Annotated in this window: 16 protein-coding genes; 9 read left to right on the forward strand and 7 right to left on the reverse strand. The window is 41.6% G+C overall.

Annotated features, from left to right (window positions below; translation table 11 throughout):
• Positions 1-8 precede the first annotated feature (8 nt).
• Positions 9-971, reverse strand: coding sequence for a sulfite exporter TauE/SafE family protein (locus H6679_01255; GenBank protein ID MCB9492882.1), 963 nt, complete (start codon positions 969-971; stop codon positions 9-11).
• A gap of 197 nt (positions 972-1,168) precedes the next feature.
• Between H6679_01255 and H6679_01260 the strand changes: the two genes are divergently transcribed.
• Entirely contained in the window at positions 1,169-1,720 is a 552-nt protein-coding gene (locus tag H6679_01260; GenBank protein MCB9492883.1) for a YbhB/YbcL family Raf kinase inhibitor-like protein, read from the forward strand.
• A gap of 37 nt (positions 1,721-1,757) precedes the next feature.
• Here H6679_01260 and H6679_01265 read toward each other — a convergent pair whose 3' ends face one another.
• The gene (locus H6679_01265) at positions 1,758-2,567 is read right to left on the reverse strand and encodes a hypothetical protein (protein ID MCB9492884.1); all 810 of its coding nucleotides are present in this window, start codon (positions 2,565-2,567) and stop codon (positions 1,758-1,760) included.
• A gap of 132 nt (positions 2,568-2,699) precedes the next feature.
• Between H6679_01265 and H6679_01270 the strand changes: the two genes are divergently transcribed.
• Positions 2,700-3,305, forward strand: coding sequence for a hypothetical protein (locus H6679_01270; protein MCB9492885.1), 606 nt, complete (start codon positions 2,700-2,702; stop codon positions 3,303-3,305).
• Here H6679_01270 and H6679_01275 read toward each other — a convergent pair.
• From H6679_01275 to H6679_01285, 3 genes are read right to left on the reverse strand one after another with little or no spacing between them, the layout of a single operon-like run.
• On the reverse strand, positions 3,294-6,083 hold the full coding sequence (locus H6679_01275) for a translocation/assembly module TamB domain-containing protein (protein ID MCB9492886.1): 2,790 nt from the start codon (positions 6,081-6,083) through the stop codon (positions 3,294-3,296). The genes H6679_01270 and H6679_01275 overlap by 12 nt on opposite strands.
• On the reverse strand, positions 6,080-6,610 hold the full coding sequence (locus tag H6679_01280; protein MCB9492887.1) for a type II secretion system protein: 531 nt from the start codon (positions 6,608-6,610) through the stop codon (positions 6,080-6,082). Before H6679_01280 ends, H6679_01275 begins: the two co-directional genes overlap by 4 nt.
• Positions 6,603-7,223: a Holliday junction branch migration protein RuvA gene (locus H6679_01285; protein MCB9492888.1), complete on the reverse strand. Its 621-nt coding sequence runs from the start codon at positions 7,221-7,223 to the stop codon at positions 6,603-6,605. The genes H6679_01280 and H6679_01285 overlap by 8 nt, the downstream gene beginning before the upstream one ends.
• Positions 7,224-7,591: 368 nt before the next feature.
• Here H6679_01285 and H6679_01290 point away from each other — a divergent pair, with 368 nt between their 5' ends.
• The 3 genes from H6679_01290 to H6679_01300 are packed head-to-tail and all read left to right on the forward strand — an operon-like array spanning position 7,592 to position 11,114.
• Positions 7,592-8,710 carry an ankyrin repeat domain-containing protein gene (locus H6679_01290; protein ID MCB9492889.1) on the forward strand — a complete coding sequence of 373 codons (1,119 nt, stop codon included), beginning with the start codon at positions 7,592-7,594 and terminating at the stop codon, positions 8,708-8,710.
• A gap of 21 nt (positions 8,711-8,731) precedes the next feature.
• Positions 8,732-9,937, forward strand: coding sequence for an ankyrin repeat domain-containing protein (locus H6679_01295; GenBank protein MCB9492890.1), 1,206 nt, complete (start codon positions 8,732-8,734; stop codon positions 9,935-9,937).
• Between the two features lies 1 nt (position 9,938).
• On the forward strand, positions 9,939-11,114 hold the full coding sequence (locus H6679_01300; protein ID MCB9492891.1) for an ankyrin repeat domain-containing protein: 1,176 nt from the start codon (positions 9,939-9,941) through the stop codon (positions 11,112-11,114).
• 7 nt (positions 11,115-11,121) lie between these two features.
• Here the strand turns inward: H6679_01300 and H6679_01305 are convergent, their stop codons facing one another.
• The gene (locus H6679_01305; protein ID MCB9492892.1) at positions 11,122-11,742 is read right to left on the reverse strand and encodes a hypothetical protein; all 621 of its coding nucleotides are present in this window, start codon (positions 11,740-11,742) and stop codon (positions 11,122-11,124) included.
• Positions 11,743-11,986: 244 nt separating this feature from the next.
• Here H6679_01305 and H6679_01310 point away from each other — a divergent pair, with 244 nt between their 5' ends.
• From H6679_01310 to H6679_01325, 4 genes are all read left to right on the forward strand, one after another.
• The gene (locus H6679_01310; GenBank protein MCB9492893.1) at positions 11,987-13,648 is read left to right on the forward strand and encodes a trypsin-like peptidase domain-containing protein; all 1,662 of its coding nucleotides are present in this window, start codon (positions 11,987-11,989) and stop codon (positions 13,646-13,648) included.
• A 163-nt stretch (positions 13,649-13,811) separates the two neighbouring features.
• A complete protein-coding gene (locus tag H6679_01315) occupies positions 13,812-15,461 on the forward strand; it encodes a trypsin-like peptidase domain-containing protein (GenBank protein MCB9492894.1) in 1,650 nt (549 codons plus the stop codon).
• Positions 15,462-15,470: 9 nt separating this feature from the next.
• The gene (locus H6679_01320; GenBank protein MCB9492895.1) at positions 15,471-16,274 is read left to right on the forward strand and encodes a hypothetical protein; all 804 of its coding nucleotides are present in this window, start codon (positions 15,471-15,473) and stop codon (positions 16,272-16,274) included.
• A gap of 95 nt (positions 16,275-16,369) precedes the next feature.
• Positions 16,370-17,917, forward strand: a complete 1,548-nt coding sequence (locus H6679_01325) for a hypothetical protein (GenBank protein ID MCB9492896.1) — start codon at positions 16,370-16,372, stop codon at positions 17,915-17,917.
• 8 nt (positions 17,918-17,925) lie between these two features.
• Here the strand turns inward: H6679_01325 and gatB are convergent, their stop codons facing one another.
• Positions 17,926-19,386 carry an Asp-tRNA(Asn)/Glu-tRNA(Gln) amidotransferase subunit GatB gene (gatB, locus tag H6679_01330; protein ID MCB9492897.1) on the reverse strand — a complete coding sequence of 487 codons (1,461 nt, stop codon included), beginning with the start codon at positions 19,384-19,386 and terminating at the stop codon, positions 17,926-17,928.
• Between the last annotated feature and the right edge of the window lie 13 nt (positions 19,387-19,399).

Here is a 19,399-nt window from a genome sequence, read left to right on the forward strand (position 1 = left end):
AAATTTCTCTAGACAAACGAATTCCATATGAGGGCTGTTGCTGCGATTGCAAGGAGCAGCCCGAGTCCTTGCTTAATCCAATGTTTATTTCTATCCATGACTAAAAAGTATAATCCAGCAGAGGCTGTTACAGCTGCGTATAGCAGGGTGATGATTTGGTCGTCAAGAAGCGGGTCTAGAAAGTATACGCACACAGCTAGTACAATAAAGCCAAATGCTTTCTTAAAGTCTCCCATCCATACACCAGCCTGAGGTAGCAGTGTCATTGTACTTGCAAATGTTCCGGCAAGCACAAGCAGCAACCCCATGCCAAGTGAAAAAGCAAAGAGCATCAAAAAGCCCGTGATTGGATTTTGTTGTGCAGCAAAGCCAAGTAAAACTGCTAGCGCTGGCGTTAGGCATGGTGAGGCTACCGTGCCGGCCAGCATGCCAAAAATGAAGGTGTGAAAAAGTGATTTGCCTGCATTAATTTGGCTGCGCTGTGTTAAAAATGATGGCAGATAAATGTCATAAAAACCAAACAGTGAAAATGCCAGATATAAAAAGAATGCAACCACGAGTGCGATAAACCAAGGATTGCCTAGCCATTGGCCAAAAATAATGGATGTGGTTGCTGCAATATAGCCAAGTGTTGCATACACCAAAGCGATGCCAAGAACGTATGAACAGGCCGCCAAAAAGTTACGTAGTACAGAGTTTTGCGCTTGTGATTGCAGGATACCAATGGTGATCGGAATCATTGGGTAAACACAGGGCGTAAAGCTAATGATCACACCCGCTAGAAATGCGAGTACTAAAATAAACCACGCGCTTGAATCTGTTGCAATAGCCTCCTTAAGCCAGCCGACAATATTAAGTCCTTCTATTTGAGTGTTGACTGCTTTTTCTTGTGCATACAACAATGAATTGCAAAACAGCGTTATGATTGGAAGAGCGAGAAATCGGCAGACTTTGCTCAAAAAAAATTTCATGGGACTTCCCTTTCGATTTTTTCGTGGACAACGTAATCTTAATGAGTTTAGTCATGCTAGAAAAAACTTTTGGTTTGATGCAAGATTTAGGTGGTTTGTCTGTGATTGCTTGCATCTGAGCACCATTTTTTATTAGATTTTCCAGAAACCATAGTCTATGTATAAAAAATGAAAGGATAGGTGGTTTTATGCATAAAATGATTTTTTACCTAGTATGTGTATGCGCATTTATTTTGTGTGGTTGGTATTTGTGGCGTAATGTGTCAGCAAGTCGGGGGCGTGGTCTTATTTTGAAAAGTAAAAATTTTATAAACAATGATCGTTTTGATAAAGTTCATACTTGTGATGGGCAAGATCTTTCGCCACACCTTGCCTGGCACGGAGCTCCAGCAAATACAAAGAGCTATGCACTTATTTGTTCAGACCCTGATGCACCTGCTGGTATTTGGGTGCACTGGATTTTGTACAATATTCCAGCAAATATTGGGGAGCTTGAGCAAGGTGTAAGTGGAGATCGTGTTTTAGAAAACGGAGCGTTGCAGGGTATTAACAGTTGGGGGCGTTTTGGTTATGGGGGTGCATGTCCACCAAAAGGTCACGGGCAACATCGTTACTACTTTTATTTGTACGCGCTGGATACCATGCTTAAGTTTGATGAAGATATGGTAGACAAAGATATGCTTGAGCGTGCAATGCAGCGCCATGTTTTGGCAACGGCACAAATCATGGGAACATACTCTCGAGAATAAAAAAAGCGCTGGGCTGACCAGCGCTTTTTTACTTTTTTTACTTGCCTTGTTGCTCTAGTAGCCCGTTGACAAGTTTTGTCAGTTCTTGAAGATTGTCACCTGGAAGCATAACTCTCTGATATTCTACAAGAGTGTGATTGTTTTCTGGCATGGCTTTTTTTGCGGCGTCGCTTAGTTGTTGGCGATTTCTGTCAAGCGTTTCGTCGTTGAGTTGGCCGATGAGCGCTACAAGATTGTCAGCAGTTATGCCATTTTTTGTACGAATTGCTTCTGGCATTTTTTGTATGTTTTTGTAATAAATTTTCGTAGGGGAATCACCTAGCTGGTCGAAATACCCATGAAGATGAAATTTGAGCGGAGCGTAGTCGAGTGCAATATTGATGGCATGGCGGTCCCCAAATTTAAGGGCAATTGGTAGCAGGGCCAGGTTATCCGCATGAGCTTTGGCAAACAACTCTAGTTGCGTATTAGATGTAGGTGTGTCTTGATCGAGCATGGTTAAAATTTCCTGATCAGATCGACTTTCAGCATGCTTTTGGCCTAAAAATCGTAAGTTCGTTACTTTGTCAAAACGTGTTCTGCAGACCAAGGCGAAGAACGCTGCTGGTTGGAGCTTGTCTTTGTTGCTGCGCAAGAATACATTCATGGTTTCAAGTGTTCCCATGCCAACGCGCTTCTCTTCATTAATTTTGTGAGCAACGTCTTGTATCGGAGAAAAATCAAAAGCATGTTCGGCAACCCATTGCAGTAGGCCGTCGGTATGATATTGAGTTTCAGTTGCGTATACCTGTTGCAAGGTGAGTGCGAGTGCAGAGCAAAATAGTACGTTGCGAAGTTGTTTGTTCATAGTAGGCCTTTCACTTTTTTACAAAATTATTTTTTGAGTTATTTGAAATTTATTGCAGAACTTGACTAATTTTATAGTAATTCAAAAAAACGTACAAACGTAAAATAAAAATTGAGCGTTGAAGGAGAGGGAGTGAGATTTTTAAGAAAAATAGTATGTGAGGGTGCGTTGCTGTGTATTTTTTTTGTTCCTCTAGGCTACGGTAATGAATCTCGCCAGGGTCAGATTCAGCAGCTGTACAAAAAAATAGGTGATGAATTACTTGAGATTCGCCGTCAACACGCACAAACACAGCCGCGAGTATACACGTTGCTTGATCACGTTGATAAAATGCATGCGCTGGCAAAAGAAGCGTGTTTGGAAAAAAAAGAGATGAAGCGTAGAGTCAAAGAGCTTGAGCACGATAATCATGTACTTCGTGTTGAACTTGAAGGTCTTAAGCGTGAATTGGACACAACTAAGTTAGCACTTGATCAGTCAAAAAGCATGTTGCTTGAGGCAAAAAAAAGTGTCAGCCAACAGTCTCGTTTGCTTGCCAAAAATACTATGCCCAGAAAAGAAAAAAAAACAGAAGATAAGGAGGTGAGGGCCTCTGTGCAGGTGCCTGTTGAGCAAGATGAGTTACTCAAAGCAATGAGTGAGGCAAAAACAAGTACACTTGAGGCGTTGCACAAAGAGCTTGAAAGTAAAGAAGAAGTTAGTCCAGAAGAAGTAAAAGCAATGCTGTCAAAATTTTAGCCGCAGTTCAAGCTCGGAGCCAATTTCTCCGCGTTGGTCTTTGACCACCTTGAGATGTAGATCATCAGTGAGTAAGTACTCAAGTTGTGCGCTAAAGTCTTCTTGAAGGTTAAGGTTTTTTTCAACCTGTGCACGAATTTGATCATTGAGTGTCACCGAGATTGAGCCCTTCAGACCCTTAGGCCCAGCTTTATTTGCAAGGTCGGGTGAGATTTGTACGTACTTAAGTGGTTTGGTAACTTTCTCAAATAATGTTTTTGCTTTCGGTTGAATGTCGGTTGTGTGCAGCAAAAGTGAATCAAGGTTTTGCAATAGCATTGTTGGTAGGTTTGTTTGCAGAGTCGCATTTTCAGAGCCAGCAACCAAGAGGCTTAAAATTTGTTCTTCGCTGAGTTCAGGTGTCGACTCAAGCAAAATGGTCTGATTTTGCAGTGAGCCGGTAACGTGAAGGTGAATGAGGTAGCGGTTAATGCGGTTGCGTGCACTTAAATCAATGAGCGGGTCGTTTATTTGATTTGCAAGAAACTGAATTTTACCGTGCTCAATGTACAATTTATTATGGAGAAATTTTAAAAAGCCCTTTTCCAGTTCAACCGAGCCAGACAACTTAGGCACATTAACTAGATCTTTGTGCGGTGTGTAATGTGCATGCAAATTAATGTTTGCGTAGCCGTCAAGCGTTGATGTTGTTGTTTTAATTGGTTTTTCGTTTGTGACCTTAATATCAAAGCCGACGGTATTAATGCCCAGTTTGTTTAAATCAAGAGGGTTGTCAGTCTTTGTATTGGCTGAAAAGAAGTTTTCTTTCAGGAGTGCTTTTTTAACGATTACGTACCCTGATAAATGAGGAAATGATTCTGGGAGTTTGTTGAGTAAGAGGTTGCCGTAGATAATTGCATACAGGTCTTTTTTTACATTGATGAACAAGTCATCAATTTGCAATGGTGCATGTATGATATCAAGCTCGTGCGCACGATCAAGATTAAATGTTGCGTGTGGGCACGTAACGGTTCCTTTGCAAAAACGCAGTACGCCATTGTTGATGGCAAGTTTTTTCTCATAAGGTGCAAGGTCAAAGCTGCATGAGCATCCTTCAATTAAATTTCTATTTTCTGGTATGTAGAGTGTTCCTTGAGCAAGTTCAAAGTTTCCGTGTAGATGTGCGAGATTATTTTGATCTACGCTAACCATAAATTGAGAATTTTTCCCCCGTAGAAAGCGTTTGGTATTGTAGTTTAGAAATGTGCGTAAAAAGCGGTATGAGATCAAGCCTTGCAAAATATTGCCTGGTTTGTTGTGTAGATTGACAAGCTTTTCGTTATTTTTTTTATAGATAACAGAAGTTAGTGCTGGGGTTGGTTTTCGCTTTCCTGTTACGGTATATGTGCCGCTAGCAGTTGCTCCATTGATGGTAAATGTTTGGGGGTCTGCGTTTAAGGAGCCAGAAAAGGGATATGTTTTTTGCGTTACATTATTACTCAGCGATACTTTGTATTCGCCTTGTATGTGGCCATTTGTATCATAGGTTGTGTGTAGAAATAGGTCGAGCGGGTTAATGCTAAGTTCATTGTTCATTTTGCCAGCATTGCATGAGAAAGGCCTAATTGTTGTGTGGTTTGTGCAGTGTATGTGGGCAAGGTTTTGGTTGTTATCCCAGGTTATGTGAGCGTGTAGGTTCGTGGTTGCAGCTTTTTCGTGTGTGTTTGATTGTGTTAGATCATGAATGTACGGGTGGCTATCAAGCGTGATATTTATGGGTTGGTAAGCTTGTCCATCAAGCGTGAGGTCTGAAAATGTTATATTCCCCGATGAGGTAATGGCATCATCACTTGTCGAGATGATTGTATTGATTTTGCAAAGACCATCAAGTGGTAGTGTTTTTTGTGTTTGATTATTTTTACTCAATGCGCTGGACAGGCCTGCTATATATCTGAGCGGAATTTTCCCTGTTGCGTGCAGTTGTTTGTTTGTAGCATCGTGCGAAAGTGTGAGGGATTGTTGGCGTCGATTTTTAAATATAAAGGTATGGATGCCATCTTTAAGGTTTGCGAGTAAGTAAAATTTTTCATTACAGGCGCATGTTGGAAGTGCAAACATTGTTTGCGCTGTAGCATACAAATATGGGCTTTGTTTTTTTTGGCTGAGTTTTATTGAGCCGGTGAGGTTGTCGGCTATTGTTGTTCCATCAAGTAAAACTGAGCCATCGCAAAGATTAAGTGAGCCGGACCATTCGATTGATTGCGACTTAAGCAGTGGTGCCTGTACGATTTTCAAGCATCCTTGCAATGCAGTATGAAGTCGCCCTTGCGCAGTATTGAGGTCAAGCTCAAAATTATTAACGGTGATGACATGAGGTTCTATATCAATAAAAAACGGGGCAGGTGCAAGTACTTCATGCATATGGTCGATCAAATCAGATTGTCCATTTTGATATGACGATTGTGCTCGAACATTGTACAGCGTTATGTGTAGCCCAAGTTTTTTTTGTAAGACAAACACAAGGGGGGAAAAACTTACTTTACACTCATCATATTCCCACCAAAAATCTTTTTTTTCTTGCGAGGTGATGTGTCCTTTGCGAATGAGGACAGAGCAGGTAAAAAAATTAACACGCGAATATTCTTTTTCTATTCGAATATTGAAAGTTTCTTCGAGGAGCTTGACAAGTTCTTGGCAGGCTCTTTGTTGTACATGCTCGTTGTTTTGCAAAATCCACAAAGAGAGTAGCATGCCGAATGTAAGAATGCAGAAAATGCGGTAGATGTATTTTGTGATCATATCAACGCCCATGAGCTCCCCGTGTACAGATACTTCCTTACACAGGATACCTGAGATACACTGCAGGTCAAAGCCCCCATGACCGTCTTTTTGTCATCAACTATATACAAAGCGCCAACAGAAATTGTCCCATTGGCAAAAAAAGTTACCATGTGTAGGTTTTCATGCTGTTTAAATGTAGTGAAAGCCTCAATGGGTTTGATTGGTTTTGCGGGAGGGCCGAGAGAGCCGGCTATAAATCCAAAGGCAAGTTGCCGCTGAAGATTGTACGTGTTGAGGGTCCCATTGATTGAACATGAAAATGAGTTGTTTGCTTGATTAATAAAAAGTATGTGGTCTTGGTTGCTAGCGATGGATTTTTGTTGCAAATAGACAAAAAGCTTCTGCATACCCCCAAGCTGGGTGTGCATGATAGATCGACTGTTTGGCAAGAAGAGCTGTAATGAAAGGCTTGCCAAAAAACAAAAAAGCGCCATAACAATGCAGAGCTCAAGCAATGTAAATGACGCTTTTTTTGCTTTATACATTTGTGTGTTTAGATGCGGACAGGTATGAAAGGGCATTTCTAATCAATTGATCAAGACTTGGTTGCTGCCCTTTGTGTTTGCTGCTCAGGTATTTAACGGCATGTGAAATTTCTTGGCGTGAATAGTTGAGCGAGCTGAGCACATCACTGAGTTGTTGCCACATGACAAAATTTTCTTGATGTTGATCGTCACCTTCACTAATCCCTTTGCTAATCAGGTCATGTACTTTATCTTTGAGTGTGACAACAATTTGTTCTGCTTTTTTCTTGCCAATGCCATTGAGTGCACTGAGTGCTGCTTCATTTTGGCTTGCAACTGCTTGCAGAAACTGTGCTGCGCTAAGTTGTCCTAAAATACCAATGGCAATGCCAGGCCCAATCTTGGGGCAGGTGATGATAAGTTGAAATGTACTGCGCTCAAGCTCAGAGCTGAAGCCAAAAATACTCGGTCCATTTTCTGAGCTCCAGTGAAAGTATGTGAAGATCTGTGCTTCTTGGCCGAGCACAAGGTGGCCTGTTTGTGGTATAGTCAGGGCAAAGCCAATGCCGCCGGTCATGACGGTAGCATTTTTTTGTCCGACGGCGACTATCTTTCCATTAATTTGATCAAACATAGTTATTCCTTTTTTTGTTTACGCACAAAGCCTATCTTAGCAGCGTTTAAAAAGAAAGTGTTTGAGGAAAGTTGTGTTTGTTATGTTAAGCTTTGCGTGTTGTCTGTTGGTAAGGCTTGAATACCATTGTTGAAACCTTTGCAAAGAACCCTTCTGAGCGATGGAACAGATGCGAGGTTAGTAGTTGTACGCATCAATACGTGTCGTTCCCGCGAAGGCGGGAATCCAGATAAATGTAAGATACAAGTTCTTGCCTCCCGATCGGCGTTGGGGAAGACGGGAAGAAAGGTCTATGTAATTTTAAAGAGTTAGTAAAGATTTTTAAGTGTAACTGATTTTATTACCTCAATCCCAAAAGAGTAACAATTATGAAAAAAACTATACATTGTTTAGCATTAGTGACTATTTTTTCTATGACTGCAGTGTCTGCTGCTGAAATAGCAATGAGACCATTTCAGCGTTGGTCAAGAGAGGTTTTGCCAAAACTTGCACGTTACAATCAAGAGAGAGCTGACGTCATTAAGCAGGGCGGCCGTGTAGATGTTGAAGAGAGCTTACTTCAAGAGTTGAAAGATGAGTTACAAAAAATGATAGTAGCAGAAGGTCTTTTGTATAGTCAGAAACTACACCTTATCAAGCGAATTACGCGTTATGCAGCCCACTGGAATGTGCAAAAAAGCGATCTGATCATTTCTGACTATGTAGTACAAGTTATTAGCAAAGCTCCGACAAAGACAAAGGCTATTGTTGATGCGTTTAGCATGAAGCTAGCGTTTGATGTTTCTAAAGTTTCTCAGTCTATGCTTAAGGTTCTTTCTGGCTATTCTTGTGATGCTGATCATTATCAAAAGCAGGGTTTTTTCTGGTACATGTGTCATTATTTTTCTCTGCCACCAGATTCTATACCAGAGTCTGTTGTGCCAAGAGAAGGTAGTGAAGAACTGACGCGTTTTGCTCGTGGTGCGCTCAAGGCTGAAGGTATAGTTAAAAAAGATGATAGTGCTTTGAAAATATCAGATTTTGTTACAACTCATCTTCACCTACGAGAAGAGATGGCACGGCTGCGTTACTTGGATGGAGAGTTGTTTGCTGGGGTTATAAATGGAGAGAGTCATAAAGTTTGTTGTTCTATTCGTGATGGTGCCGACATTGATGTACGAGGAACTGAGCTTGGCGTTACTCCTCTTGCCTGTGCGCTTATGGCTCACAAAGGAGGTCAGGCAAGCCTTGAGATGATTAACCTTCTGCTTAATAAAAATGCCGACAAACACATACGATTTTTTAATGGGCAGACAGTGATGCACATTGTTGTAGAGCACTGTCCATATTTAGTTGATATGTTTTTAAGAGAAGGACTTCAAGTTGATAAGCAAGATTTTGATGGCATAACACCAATTGATATAGCACGTGAGCGTGGTCTGGAGCATGTTGTTGAAAAGCTTGAACAACGTCAAAAGGAGTTTGCTTTTATCCCTTGGCTTTCATAACGTGAGAAATTAGAGGGTAGTATGAAAAAAATTATGTTTTCTTTGGCGGTGGTTGTTTTTATACCTTCAGTGACATTTGCTGCTGAAGAGCTGTTGACACTCGTAACACTGGCGTTCGATCAACAGTCTTCGCTAAGTCAGTATTGGGAACAAGAAATTTTACGACCGCTTAAGGTATTGGATGATAAGCTTTTTAATGAACGTGGCAAAGTGTGTGACGGACAGGACAGTAATTTTAGTGTTAAGCAAAATCTGAAGCAGGTGTTGCAGGTTCGTATAGAGGAGTTGGTTATTTCAAATGAAGTTCCTGTTGAACTGAAAATTAACTATCTAAGACGCGTAGCAAAATATTTGTATCATTGGGAACCAGATGAAGTTCTCATATGTTTGAGGAAGGGTATATGCAAGCTTGTTGAGTCTTGCAGTGATGACGGGCTACGTGCAAAAGTTCTTGTCAATATTCTTAAGGACTTGCCGAGATTTCCAGGTCTTTTTTTTAGGCAAGCATGTTCGCTGCTTGTCCAAGATAACGTTGGAATACGTGAAAAAGGTTTTTTATGGTTCTTTTATCGATTTTGCCTTATGTGTTCTGACATAGATTTTTTTGAAGGGGAAGGGCTTGATAACCGACCAGAAGATCTTTTCCCATCATCGGACAAAGTTGTTCCAGCTAGCGGTGAAGATTTACCTGTCTTTGCTCGTGGAGTTTTGGAAGCTGAAGAGCTTATGATTCATTATGAGCGTCGGCATGAAATTTGGAATGGATTGAAAGGAGTCGATCGCCTACGAGAAAAAGTAGATGAGTTACACCACCTTGATAATCTACTTTGTCATGCTATTAAATCTGGAAATACTCAAGTAGCAGGTCAATATGTGCAAGTAGGTGGTAACCCCAATGCTAAGCGCGGCTCGGGTGAGTTTGCCCCACTCTCTCTTCTCCTTTGTTACCCTAAAGAACGCGAAGATCTTAACCTTGCAGAGGTTGTTAAAGAGCTTATTGCACAAGGAGCTGATGTAAATGTGACAATCTATAGCCGAGAAACACTACTTCATCTTGCTGCAAGTAATGGTCTTGTCGATATAGCTGAGCTACTGCTTACGGCTGGAGCTGACATATATGCGCGTGATGACAGCAGTAGAACACCGCTTGATCGAGCGCGAGAAAAAGGGCACAACGATTGTGTCAAATTTTTAGAGGAATATGTCGTACAGAAAAAGGGTGAGTAGTATGAAAAAAGTTTTATGTTGCTTGGTCGTAGCGTTTGTTATATTTCCAGTAGTATTTGCAGCTGAGCTGCAACTTTCTCTTGCGCAGCGTTGGGAGCAAGTAATTTTGCCACCACTGAAGGCTCATTTTGACCAAAATTTTGAGAAACGTTGGCAGGGAAATTCTCAGTATTCTAGTTTGGATCAAGATGCTCAACAAGCACTGCAGCATGAGTTGCAGATATTAGTTGCCTCGGAAGAAATGTCTTTTGAAGAAAAAATCAGTTGTCTGAATCGAATGGAAGGATATTTGCAATTTTATGAAGGGAATGAGGCTTTGGCACGTTGTTGGTTGCAAGGTTTGATCAATCTGATTACGGGCTACCAGAGTTCTCAAGATAAAGCGAAAGCGCTGGTATACGCAATGAAAAAAGGCTCAACAAATTATATTACGGTATTCATGGATTTGGCTTTTTCATTGCTACAAGAAGATGCCGTTGAAGTCTATGATAAAGGTTTTTTGTGGTATGCATTCATCAGCCATCTCAAACCAGAACATCAAAATAAAATTCCTAACAATGTAGTTCCACAGCCAGGCGATGAGCAAAATTTAATAACGTTTGCTCGTGGTGCACTGAAGGCTGAAGAGATTACGCTGCATTTTGAAAGACGCTATGATGTTTGGCGTGGCCTTGATGATGTTGCTCACTTGCGAGCTAAGGCTGATGAGCTTCATCAGTTGGATCATGTACTTTGGCATGTTGCCGCTGATGGTGATATTGAAAAAATAATTGAGGAATTTGAGAAGGGGGGCGATATCAATGCTAAGCGTCACTCTTGGCAACTCACACCCTTGATTCAGCTGCTTTGCTTTAATTATAACAAAGACAATCTTGTACAGATTGTGACAGAGCTATTGGCTCGAGGAGCAGATGTAAATATATGTGGAGCTGGAGGAGGAACCTCGCTTCATTATGCTGCAGAAAATGGATTGGTTGCTATTGTGCCACTTTTGCTGGCTGCGGGAGCAGATATCTATGTGAGAGACATTCAAAGTAGAACACCGCTTGACCGAGCAAAAGAAAAAGGCCACGCCAACGTTATTGAGTTACTAAAAGCTCATGAGCGGTTGCTCGAGCGTGGCCAACCATCGTTGAATGTGCAAAGTGAGTTCAAGCGACCAAGACTTGTAGATTAACCGAAGACTAAGCCAGCTCTATGTCAAAATTAATAGATTGACCAGCGTCATTATTTTTCACTACAGCAGTAAAAGAATTTGTGCTTGCTGCCACATCATTTTCATGGACAAAGAAAAGCTTATTGATGCTTGCTCCTGCAGGGATGTTAACTTTTTCATTGCTATCAAGAACGCGTCTTTCAAAGTCAAAAGCCATTGCTTTATTTGCTTTTGAACAGCGCCCCCATTCAACTGCTGTTGTAATCCAGAAAACTGGCCCGAGCAGGAGACCGGCAGTTGCCCAGCCGATAAGACGAGGGGTTGGGTCAAGCTCAAGAGCATTAACCACACCGTCGCGTGATGCAAGGTCAAGGCCAAGATCATTGGTATCTAATGTGTAAGGTTGACTGCCTTTGTTGCTGACAACGAGCTGGTATGCTTTAAGGTTTTTTTTCTTAACCCGGCGGGAGAAGTAAGCATGACACTCTTTGTCAGAAAGTTGACGTGCGCCAATCTGTACATTTTCTTTTTCGACTTTTGATGGGATGTTTGTGGGAACTTCTCGTTTTTTGTACTTTGCGCAACCCGACGTTGCTAGCAAAATGCTAGAAATACACAGAAGTTCGAATAGTTTTTTAGAAGTTATCATGAGTCTCTCCACGTTTTTTAGTATCTCTTTGGTTGTTATTTAAAATAGAAATATTTATATTTTCGCTGCTCATTTGTAGGAGTATACTTGTGGTTGCCTTTTATTTCAAATGACTCTGTGTTATGATGTGAATTGGTCCTAGGGGGGATCTTTAATTCTTGAATATTTTCTCTATGTGTATAATGTGAGTGCAGGAAGATAAGGCTATATTTTTTGGTGCACAGCAAATAACAAGGAGTTTGGAATGAAACGTTCCATGGCGTACGTGGTTGTAGGTGCGGTGTTTTTGTCGTCGGTTATGTTTGCAGAGACGGCGGGAGAAGAGCGCTATACCTACGAAAAATTAGAAAGTGAAACATTGCAAACACGGCATGAGCGTTCGATTTCAGACCCTGAACTTTCTTGGGACGAAGTGACACAACGTACTTCTCAGTCTGTTGTGCAAGTGTTTTCATACATCAGAAATTATGATGTGTCCTGCCCATGGAATATGTCTGATCGTACTGCGTGTCGTGGTTCAGGTTTTTTTGTCAGCAATGATGGTCACATCGTTACCAATTTTCATGTCATCAGGAAAGCGGATCCAATTTATGTAACTATTTTTGCTGCGGGCAAAGAGCGTTTTGAAGTAGAGTTTATTGGTGGTTCATCAAAGCGTGATTTTGCTCTGCTCAAGCTCAAAGAGTATGAACTTGCTCGAGTCAAAAAGATTCTAGGTGTTGATGAGATTACTTATCTTTCTCTTGGCGACTCTGACAAAGTTGTTCCTGGCCAAGAGATTCGTATTTACGGATATCCGCTTGGTGATGAGTATTCGCTTAAAGCGTCTTCAGGTATCGTCTCTGGATTGACAGAGGGGCCTGTTGGTAGTTTTATTCAGACAACAGTACCAACAAACCCGGGTAACTCTGGTGGGCCGGCGGTTAATAAGCAAGGCCATGTCATAGGCATAGCATCTGCTGGCAAGCTGCTGAGCAGGACTGAGCGAGCCCATGGTGCCAACTTACTTGTGCCGACCAATACTTTCAGTGTGCTCTTTTCTCAAATTAAAAAAGGAAAAATTGTACGCGAGCCATTTTGGGGCTTTAAGTATCGCCCAATGACGCGTGCAACAAGTGAGTTTTTTGGAGTACCGGTTGATGGCGGTATTTATGTAGCCAAGGTCGAAGATGAATCTATTGCAGCGCAGGCAGGGCTGCAGGATGGTGATATTATTTGTAAAATTGCTGAGCTGGACGTTGATCGCTTTGGGTATGTACAGGCTCCATGGAATAAAGAAAAAATAAGCCTGCTCGATATTTTTGCACGGTTATTTTTTGATACTGATGTTACTGTTCAGGTCTGGCGTGACGGGATATATGTTGATTTGAGCTGCAAAATTGTTCCAGAGCCATATAGCCCTATTGATATTTTCCATCCTTGGATTGATAAATCGCCCGAGTTTGAAGTGCTTGGTGGTATTGTATTTGTTGAAGCAACCTACAACCATCTCATGGACTTTTTTGATGAAGGGTACTTTGGCCCAGCTATAATAAATAGCTATGGTAAATACTTATCACGCGAGGGAAGAGCTGAACCGCGTATTTGCATTACCAACATCTTCCCAGAAGGAGAGGTGTGTCAGGTTCGCGCTATTCATCATGATGATCTTATTATTGAGTCTGTTAACGGGCAAGCAGTGCGTACCATTGATGATTTTCGTAGAGCGGTGTTGGAATATACCAACAATGGAATCGTTTCGTTTGTTACAGAAAGTAATGCACGGTTTGATATGTTTGTTGAAGATATTTTGCAGATTGATCCAATCTTGGCTGGGCGTTACAATTTTGTACTTTCAGATTTATTTAAGCGGCTTGTACAGTTGCGTGGTGGGCTTGAAAGTAGGCAGTGTGAGGTTACTGCATAACTGGTGAAAACATAACAAATACTAAGGCGGTGGACTCAACAGTCCATCGCCTTTTTTTATGGTTGGTTGAAAAAAAAAGACAACATTTGATTAACTAAATCAAGACTATAATTGACAGCATGAGAGGGGCATAAGATCATCTTTGCAAAAAGGGGAAAGAGTAATGAAGTATTCGATGCTTGCCTATGGCATTGTGTGTTTTGTAGCTAGTGGTTTATGCGCTCAACAAACAACGGTGCGTGTTAGAGAGCTTACATTTACTGATTCGAAACAAAAAGAGGCAGAACCTAAGCAATCTTCAGGTAATGAAGCCTCAATGCCGGGCGATAAAACTCAAGAAACTAAAGGCAGTAAAAAAGGTGTCGAAAAAGAGGAAAAGCCTAAACGCATGCGTGTGTGGCGCGATGTGCAGACCAAAACCAAGGATACGGTTTTGCAGCTTTTTGTTCAGACTGCCGAGTTCAACTGGCTTGAGCCACATAAGTCTCCAGATCTTGAAAAGACGTTTGGTACGGGTTTTTTTATTGATGAGGCGGGATACGTTGTTACAAATTTTCATGTCATCAACTACGCCTGTGATATTAAGGCGCAGATTCCTTCGTTTGGAAAAGAGCGTTTTGAGTTGACTGTAGTGGGGGTTAGTCCAGAGCGTGACTTTGCCCTACTCAAGTTGACTGACAAAGCGCGAGAAAAGATTGAAAAGAAATTAAAAAAAATTCCCCATTTACAGTTTGGTGACTCTGATAAGGTGGTACGCACTCAAGAGGTAATGGCCATTGGATATCCACTAGGTCAGGAGAAATTGAAGAGTGTTCAGGGCATTGTGAGTGGACGCGAAAATTTGCGAGGAGAGTCTTTCATTCAAATTACAGCAGCTCTTAATCCTGGTAACTCTGGTGGACCATGCTTGAATAAGGATGGAGAGGTTATTGGCGTTAACACATCGCGTATACCGTCTGCACAAAACATTAGTTACATAATACCTATTAACGATGTAAAAAGTGTTGTTAAAGATCTGCAGAGAACAACTTTCTTACGTAAACCGATGCTTGGGTGTGAGTTTAACTATGGTAATAAAGAAATGGTTAAATTGCTTGGTAATCCAGAGCCCGGCGGGTTGTATATTTCACGCGTTTTCCCTCAGACACTTTTTGCTCAGCAAGGCGTGCAGGCTGGTGACATGCTTTATAAAATTAATGAGTATGAGATTGATTTGTATGGAGAAGCGCATGCAAGTTGGAGCGAGGACAAGGTTCCCATTGCAACATTGCTTAACCGTTTTGTTGTTGGGCAACAGCTTGACATGATTATTTACCGTAATGGTGAAAAAAAAGATGTTTCGCTTACTTTTGATTTGCTTGATCCTTTGCCGATTCGCACTCAATATCCGGAGTATGAAGCAGTAAAGTATGAAATTATCGGTGGCATGGTGATTATGGAAATGGCGATTAATCATGTACGACGCTTTGATGATGTAGTGCCATACATGGTTAAGTACTATAAGCGGGAAAATCAGTACAAACCAAAGCTGATTATTACGCATATTTTTCCGAGCTCGCAGGCACAAGAATGCCGAGAGTTGCGCGAGGGTGACGTTATTGAGCAAGTTAATGGGCGGGAAGTTAAAACACTGGAAGATTTTAGAGGCGCTGCCAAAGAGAGCGAGGAATTTTTGACCATTAAAAATGATGAAAAACGTTTTGTCGTGCTTTCTGTTGACAAAATTGTTGAACAGGAAGAGCGGCTTGCAAAAAAACATCTATTTAAAAAATCTGATCTTGTCGAAGAATTTGAGCGCAAAGCAAAGAAATAAGGAGTGTCCATGAAAGTTGTTGCGAAAATTTTATTTCTCCTCATGGTTAGCTTTTCATCAGGATATACAATGATCAAGTACACGGCCCGACCAAGGGTTATGGTAAGGCCGCTGTACACCCCGCCTCGGCAGACTACTCCCACCCTTGTTCCTAAGTTTTCAGGCAGTCTCGGTCAGTGCTCTGCCCAGCCAAAGCGGCTACTATACACCGAAATGGTAGCAATAGGTGCAGGTGTAGCGTCTGTTGTTATGGGTAATGTAGTAGCAAATAAGGTCAATGATTTAGAGAAAAAGATAGACAGATTAGAGCAACGAAGAATTCGTGATGCCAGCAAAGCTGATGAGCACCAGACAGCCATCTTACCACTTTTGTTTGAGCCGCTGCTAACAAAGCCAGAGCTTAGCACCGATGAGCTGTTACTTGTGCATCAAACGCTTGTTCATTCAAGTGCTGCACAAAGGTTGTTTCGTGATCGTGTGGCACGATTTATTAGCACACACAAACATAACTATCCACCAGTATGGGATGTAAGATTGATTGACGTTGCACTCCATCATTTTAAAGGTCCGGGAGACTTGAGTTATTTTTTTCAAGCAGCTGATGAAAACATTGAAAATATTGCCCTGCTGGGCTTGGTTAAACGAGTTGAACAGAGTTTAAACCAGGAAGCAAAAACCTACCTGCCAAGGCTTGCCGCAAAACTAGCAAGGGTCGATGGTAAGGGATGGGATCTTTTTCCCGATCGCAAAGCTGAATTGCTTTCATATCTGCGGGAGAATGAGGCGGCACGAGAAAAATGGACCTCTAACTGAGCTTTTACTTTTTTACTCAACAAACTCTTGAAAATCAATCTCGGTTGAACGTACGCTCATCTAGGAAAATTAAGATGGTAAACCGGGAGTGAGAAATGTTTAAAACTTATTTTTCTACAGTTATTTTGCTATCGTTGGGCTTCATTTTTGCCCATGTGCAATGTCCTGCTGAGTTTTCAAATTTTCCCGAACAAGAAAATATTGCATCATTTGTGCTGTCACGAACAAAAATTGATCCAATTACTGTTCGCGAGGGTACAAATATTTGTTACGACGAATATCGATCGTTATTAAATCGTGATGAGGTTGTGCGTGGTGCTATCAAAAAATTGCTTGGCAGAAACATACGGACTGAGAATGTACCCAACATAGGGGTTGTTGCAAGTGGTGGTGGTTATCGTGCAGCGATAGCAGCTCTTGGCTTTATGCGTGGGCTTGAGAAGATAAATATGCTTGATACAGCCATGCATTTTGCAACATTGTCGGGTTCAACTTGGATGCTTGCGGCATGGATTGCGCATGGTTTTTCATTGCAAATGTTAAAACGTTTTTTACGTGTACAGCTTGAGCACGATTTCAGGCTTCATAACTTTAACTTTAAAGAGATTGTACGCAATATTCGTAGAAAGCTTTCTTATGGACAGCGCATAACTATTGCCGATTTATATGGTGGCATGCTTGCTGACACATTGTTTGAGACATTTCCGCATGATGGGCAGGGGGTATACCTTTCCTCATTTGCGACAAAAGTTTTAGAAGGGAAGTATCCAATTCCAATTTTTACGGCGGTTATGGCGCAAACAAGCCCATACGAGTGGTGTGAGTTTACGCCGTTTGAGGTAGGCTCAGAGATGTTAGGCAAAAAAGGAGCATGGATTCCAACGTGGGCATTTGGTAAAAAGTTTAAATATGGCATTAGTACTGACCTGGCCCCAGAGCAAACATTGGGATTTTTTATGGGGATGTTTGGCTCGGCTTATGCTGCAAGTTTTACCGAAGTTATGCGTGAGTTATGGAATGCAATCCAAAACTTTTTGCACAAACATGTGTGGACAAAGCTTTTTGGGAATGAAGAGCGCTCACTGACTGAGGTGTTTGACAAGATTAGATTGTCAACGCCCAAAGTATTTAACTTTACAAGAGGTATGGATGGGATCCTTTCTGACAAGCGTTATCTTAAGCTTGTAGATGCTGGCCTTGGCTTTAATTTACCGTTTCCACCGTTGTTTCGACGTAACATAAATTTGTATTTGGTTTGTGATGCGTCCGAAGAAACATCGGTGTATGAATATCATGCATTGCGTGGGGTTGAGGACTATGCACGACGTAAGGGATATAAATTTCCGCGTATTGATTACGAAAATATTAATGAACGGGTAGTCAGTGTTTTTTATGACAGACAAGACCCTGAAGTCCCTGTTGTTGTCTATTTTCCAAATCAGGTACCATTTTCTACATTTAAGTTTACGTACTCAGTTGAAGAATTTAACAGTTTATACAAGGGAATGGAGCAGGCTGTGATCGATGCTCGCTATGTCATTAGAGATGCGCTTGAACGTTCAATCCAAGCGCTACAAATACAACATCATCCTGACTGGAAGCCTGGCAGCCAAGAACTGATCGAGTTAATGGAGTGGAATTAGGGGCGTGGCTATGGTGCCAAATGTTTTTTGAGCAAGTCGTTAAGGAGTTGTGGATTACCCTTACCCTTTGTTGCTTTCATTGCTTGACCAACGAAAAAGCCAAAAACACGCTCATTACCGCTTTGGTATTTTTGTACCGAGTCTTGGTTTGCTTTGATAATATCGGCCACAATAGCCTCAAGAGCGGCAACATCGTCAATTTGGCCGAGGTCTTTTTCTTTGATAATTTCGGGTGCACTCTTCCCCGTTGTTACAATATCAACAAACACTTCTTGTGCGACTTTACTATTAATGGAGCCGTTATCAAGTTCTCCGACCAGGCTAGCCAAATTTTGCGGTGTCATTTTTGTTTGCTCGAGTGACAGTTTGTTTTCTTTCAAGTAGCTGAGCAGATCACGCAAGATAAGGTTGCTTGCTGTTTTTGCATTACCACATAGCTCAACGGTCTCTTCAAAAAAGAGCGCGATATCCTTTTCCTGTACAAGTGTTTCGGCTTGATCGTCACCAAGGCCGAGCTCCTGTGTGAAACGTTTAAATTTGTGGTGTGGTAGCTCTGGGATGTCCGCTTTAATTCGCTCAATCCATGCTTGATCTATTTTTATAATGGCAAGATCTGGATCAGGAAGGTAGCGATAATCATCGATGCTTTCTTTTGATCGCATAAAAATACTGCGCTGATTTTTATTATCCCAGACGCGTGTTTCTTGATGATATTCTTCTCCGCTTTCAAGCATGTCAATGTGTCGTTCGATTTCGTATTCAATAGCTTGGACAACGAATCTAAACGAGTTAATGTTTTTAAGCTCGATGCGTGTACCAAGCTTTGTTTCACCTTTTTTTCTGACAGAGACGTTGATGTCGGCGCGAAAAGAGCCCTCTTCCATGTTTGCATCACTAATGCCTAGATAGCGAACAATGCTGTGCAGGCGAGTTAAGTACAATTTTGCTTCAAGTGAGCTTGTCATGTCTGGCTCAGTAACAATTTCAAGCAATGGAGAGCCGGCGCGGTTGAGGTCAACAAGGCTATAGCCAGCGCTGGTGTGCATGTTTTTACCGGCATCTTCTTCAATATGAATGCGGGTAAGGTGTATTTTTTTCTCACTGCCATCAGGGAGCTGAATGGGGACAAAACCATTTGTGCAAATCGGTGGTTCAGCCTGTGTAGTTTGGTAGTTTTTGGGCAGATCTGGATACATGTAGTGTTTACGGGCAAATTCACATTCTTGGCTGATTTGGCAATTTGTTGCCAGGCCTGCCATGATCGCATAATCAACAACTTTTTTGTTAAGCGCTGGCAACGTGCCGGGATGCCCAGCACAAATTTGGCAAATATTGGTATTTGGTTGTTGGCCGAATTCATTTTTACAACTGCAAAATACTTTAGATTTTGTTTTGAGTTGCACGTGTACTTCAATGCCAATGGTTGCTTCGTAATCAGGGTAGCGCGTTAAAACGTTTTGTTGTGCCATGAGCGGTCCTTTT

The organism is Campylobacterota bacterium (genome assembly GCA_020633995.1).
Classification (GTDB): domain Bacteria; phylum Babelota; class Babeliae; order Babelales; family RVW-14; genus JACKCO01.

Coding starts and splice junctions, on each gene's coding strand:
- H6679_01260 (MCB9492883.1), top strand. CDS start 1,169: ATGATTTTTTACCTAGTATGTGTATGCGCATTTATTTTGTGTGGTTGG.
- H6679_01320 (MCB9492895.1), top strand. CDS start 15,471: ATGAAAGTTGTTGCGAAAATTTTATTTCTCCTCATGGTTAGCTTTTCA.
- H6679_01300 (MCB9492891.1), top strand. CDS start 9,939: ATGAAAAAAGTTTTATGTTGCTTGGTCGTAGCGTTTGTTATATTTCCA.
- H6679_01325 (MCB9492896.1), top strand. CDS start 16,370: ATGTTTAAAACTTATTTTTCTACAGTTATTTTGCTATCGTTGGGCTTC.
- H6679_01295 (MCB9492890.1), top strand. CDS start 8,732: ATGAAAAAAATTATGTTTTCTTTGGCGGTGGTTGTTTTTATACCTTCA.
- H6679_01290 (MCB9492889.1), top strand. CDS start 7,592: ATGAAAAAAACTATACATTGTTTAGCATTAGTGACTATTTTTTCTATG.
- gatB (MCB9492897.1), bottom strand. CDS start 19,386: ATGGCACAACAAAACGTTTTAACGCGCTACCCTGATTACGAAGCAACC.
- H6679_01265 (MCB9492884.1), bottom strand. CDS start 2,567: ATGAACAAACAACTTCGCAACGTACTATTTTGCTCTGCACTCGCACTC.
- H6679_01255 (MCB9492882.1), bottom strand. CDS start 971: ATGAAATTTTTTTTGAGCAAAGTCTGCCGATTTCTCGCTCTTCCAATC.
- H6679_01275 (MCB9492886.1), bottom strand. CDS start 6,083: ATGATCACAAAATACATCTACCGCATTTTCTGCATTCTTACATTCGGC.
- H6679_01285 (MCB9492888.1), bottom strand. CDS start 7,223: ATGTTTGATCAAATTAATGGAAAGATAGTCGCCGTCGGACAAAAAAAT.
- H6679_01310 (MCB9492893.1), top strand. CDS start 11,987: ATGAAACGTTCCATGGCGTACGTGGTTGTAGGTGCGGTGTTTTTGTCG.
- H6679_01280 (MCB9492887.1), bottom strand. CDS start 6,610: ATGTATAAAGCAAAAAAAGCGTCATTTACATTGCTTGAGCTCTGCATT.
- H6679_01305 (MCB9492892.1), bottom strand. CDS start 11,742: ATGATAACTTCTAAAAAACTATTCGAACTTCTGTGTATTTCTAGCATT.
- H6679_01315 (MCB9492894.1), top strand. CDS start 13,812: ATGAAGTATTCGATGCTTGCCTATGGCATTGTGTGTTTTGTAGCTAGT.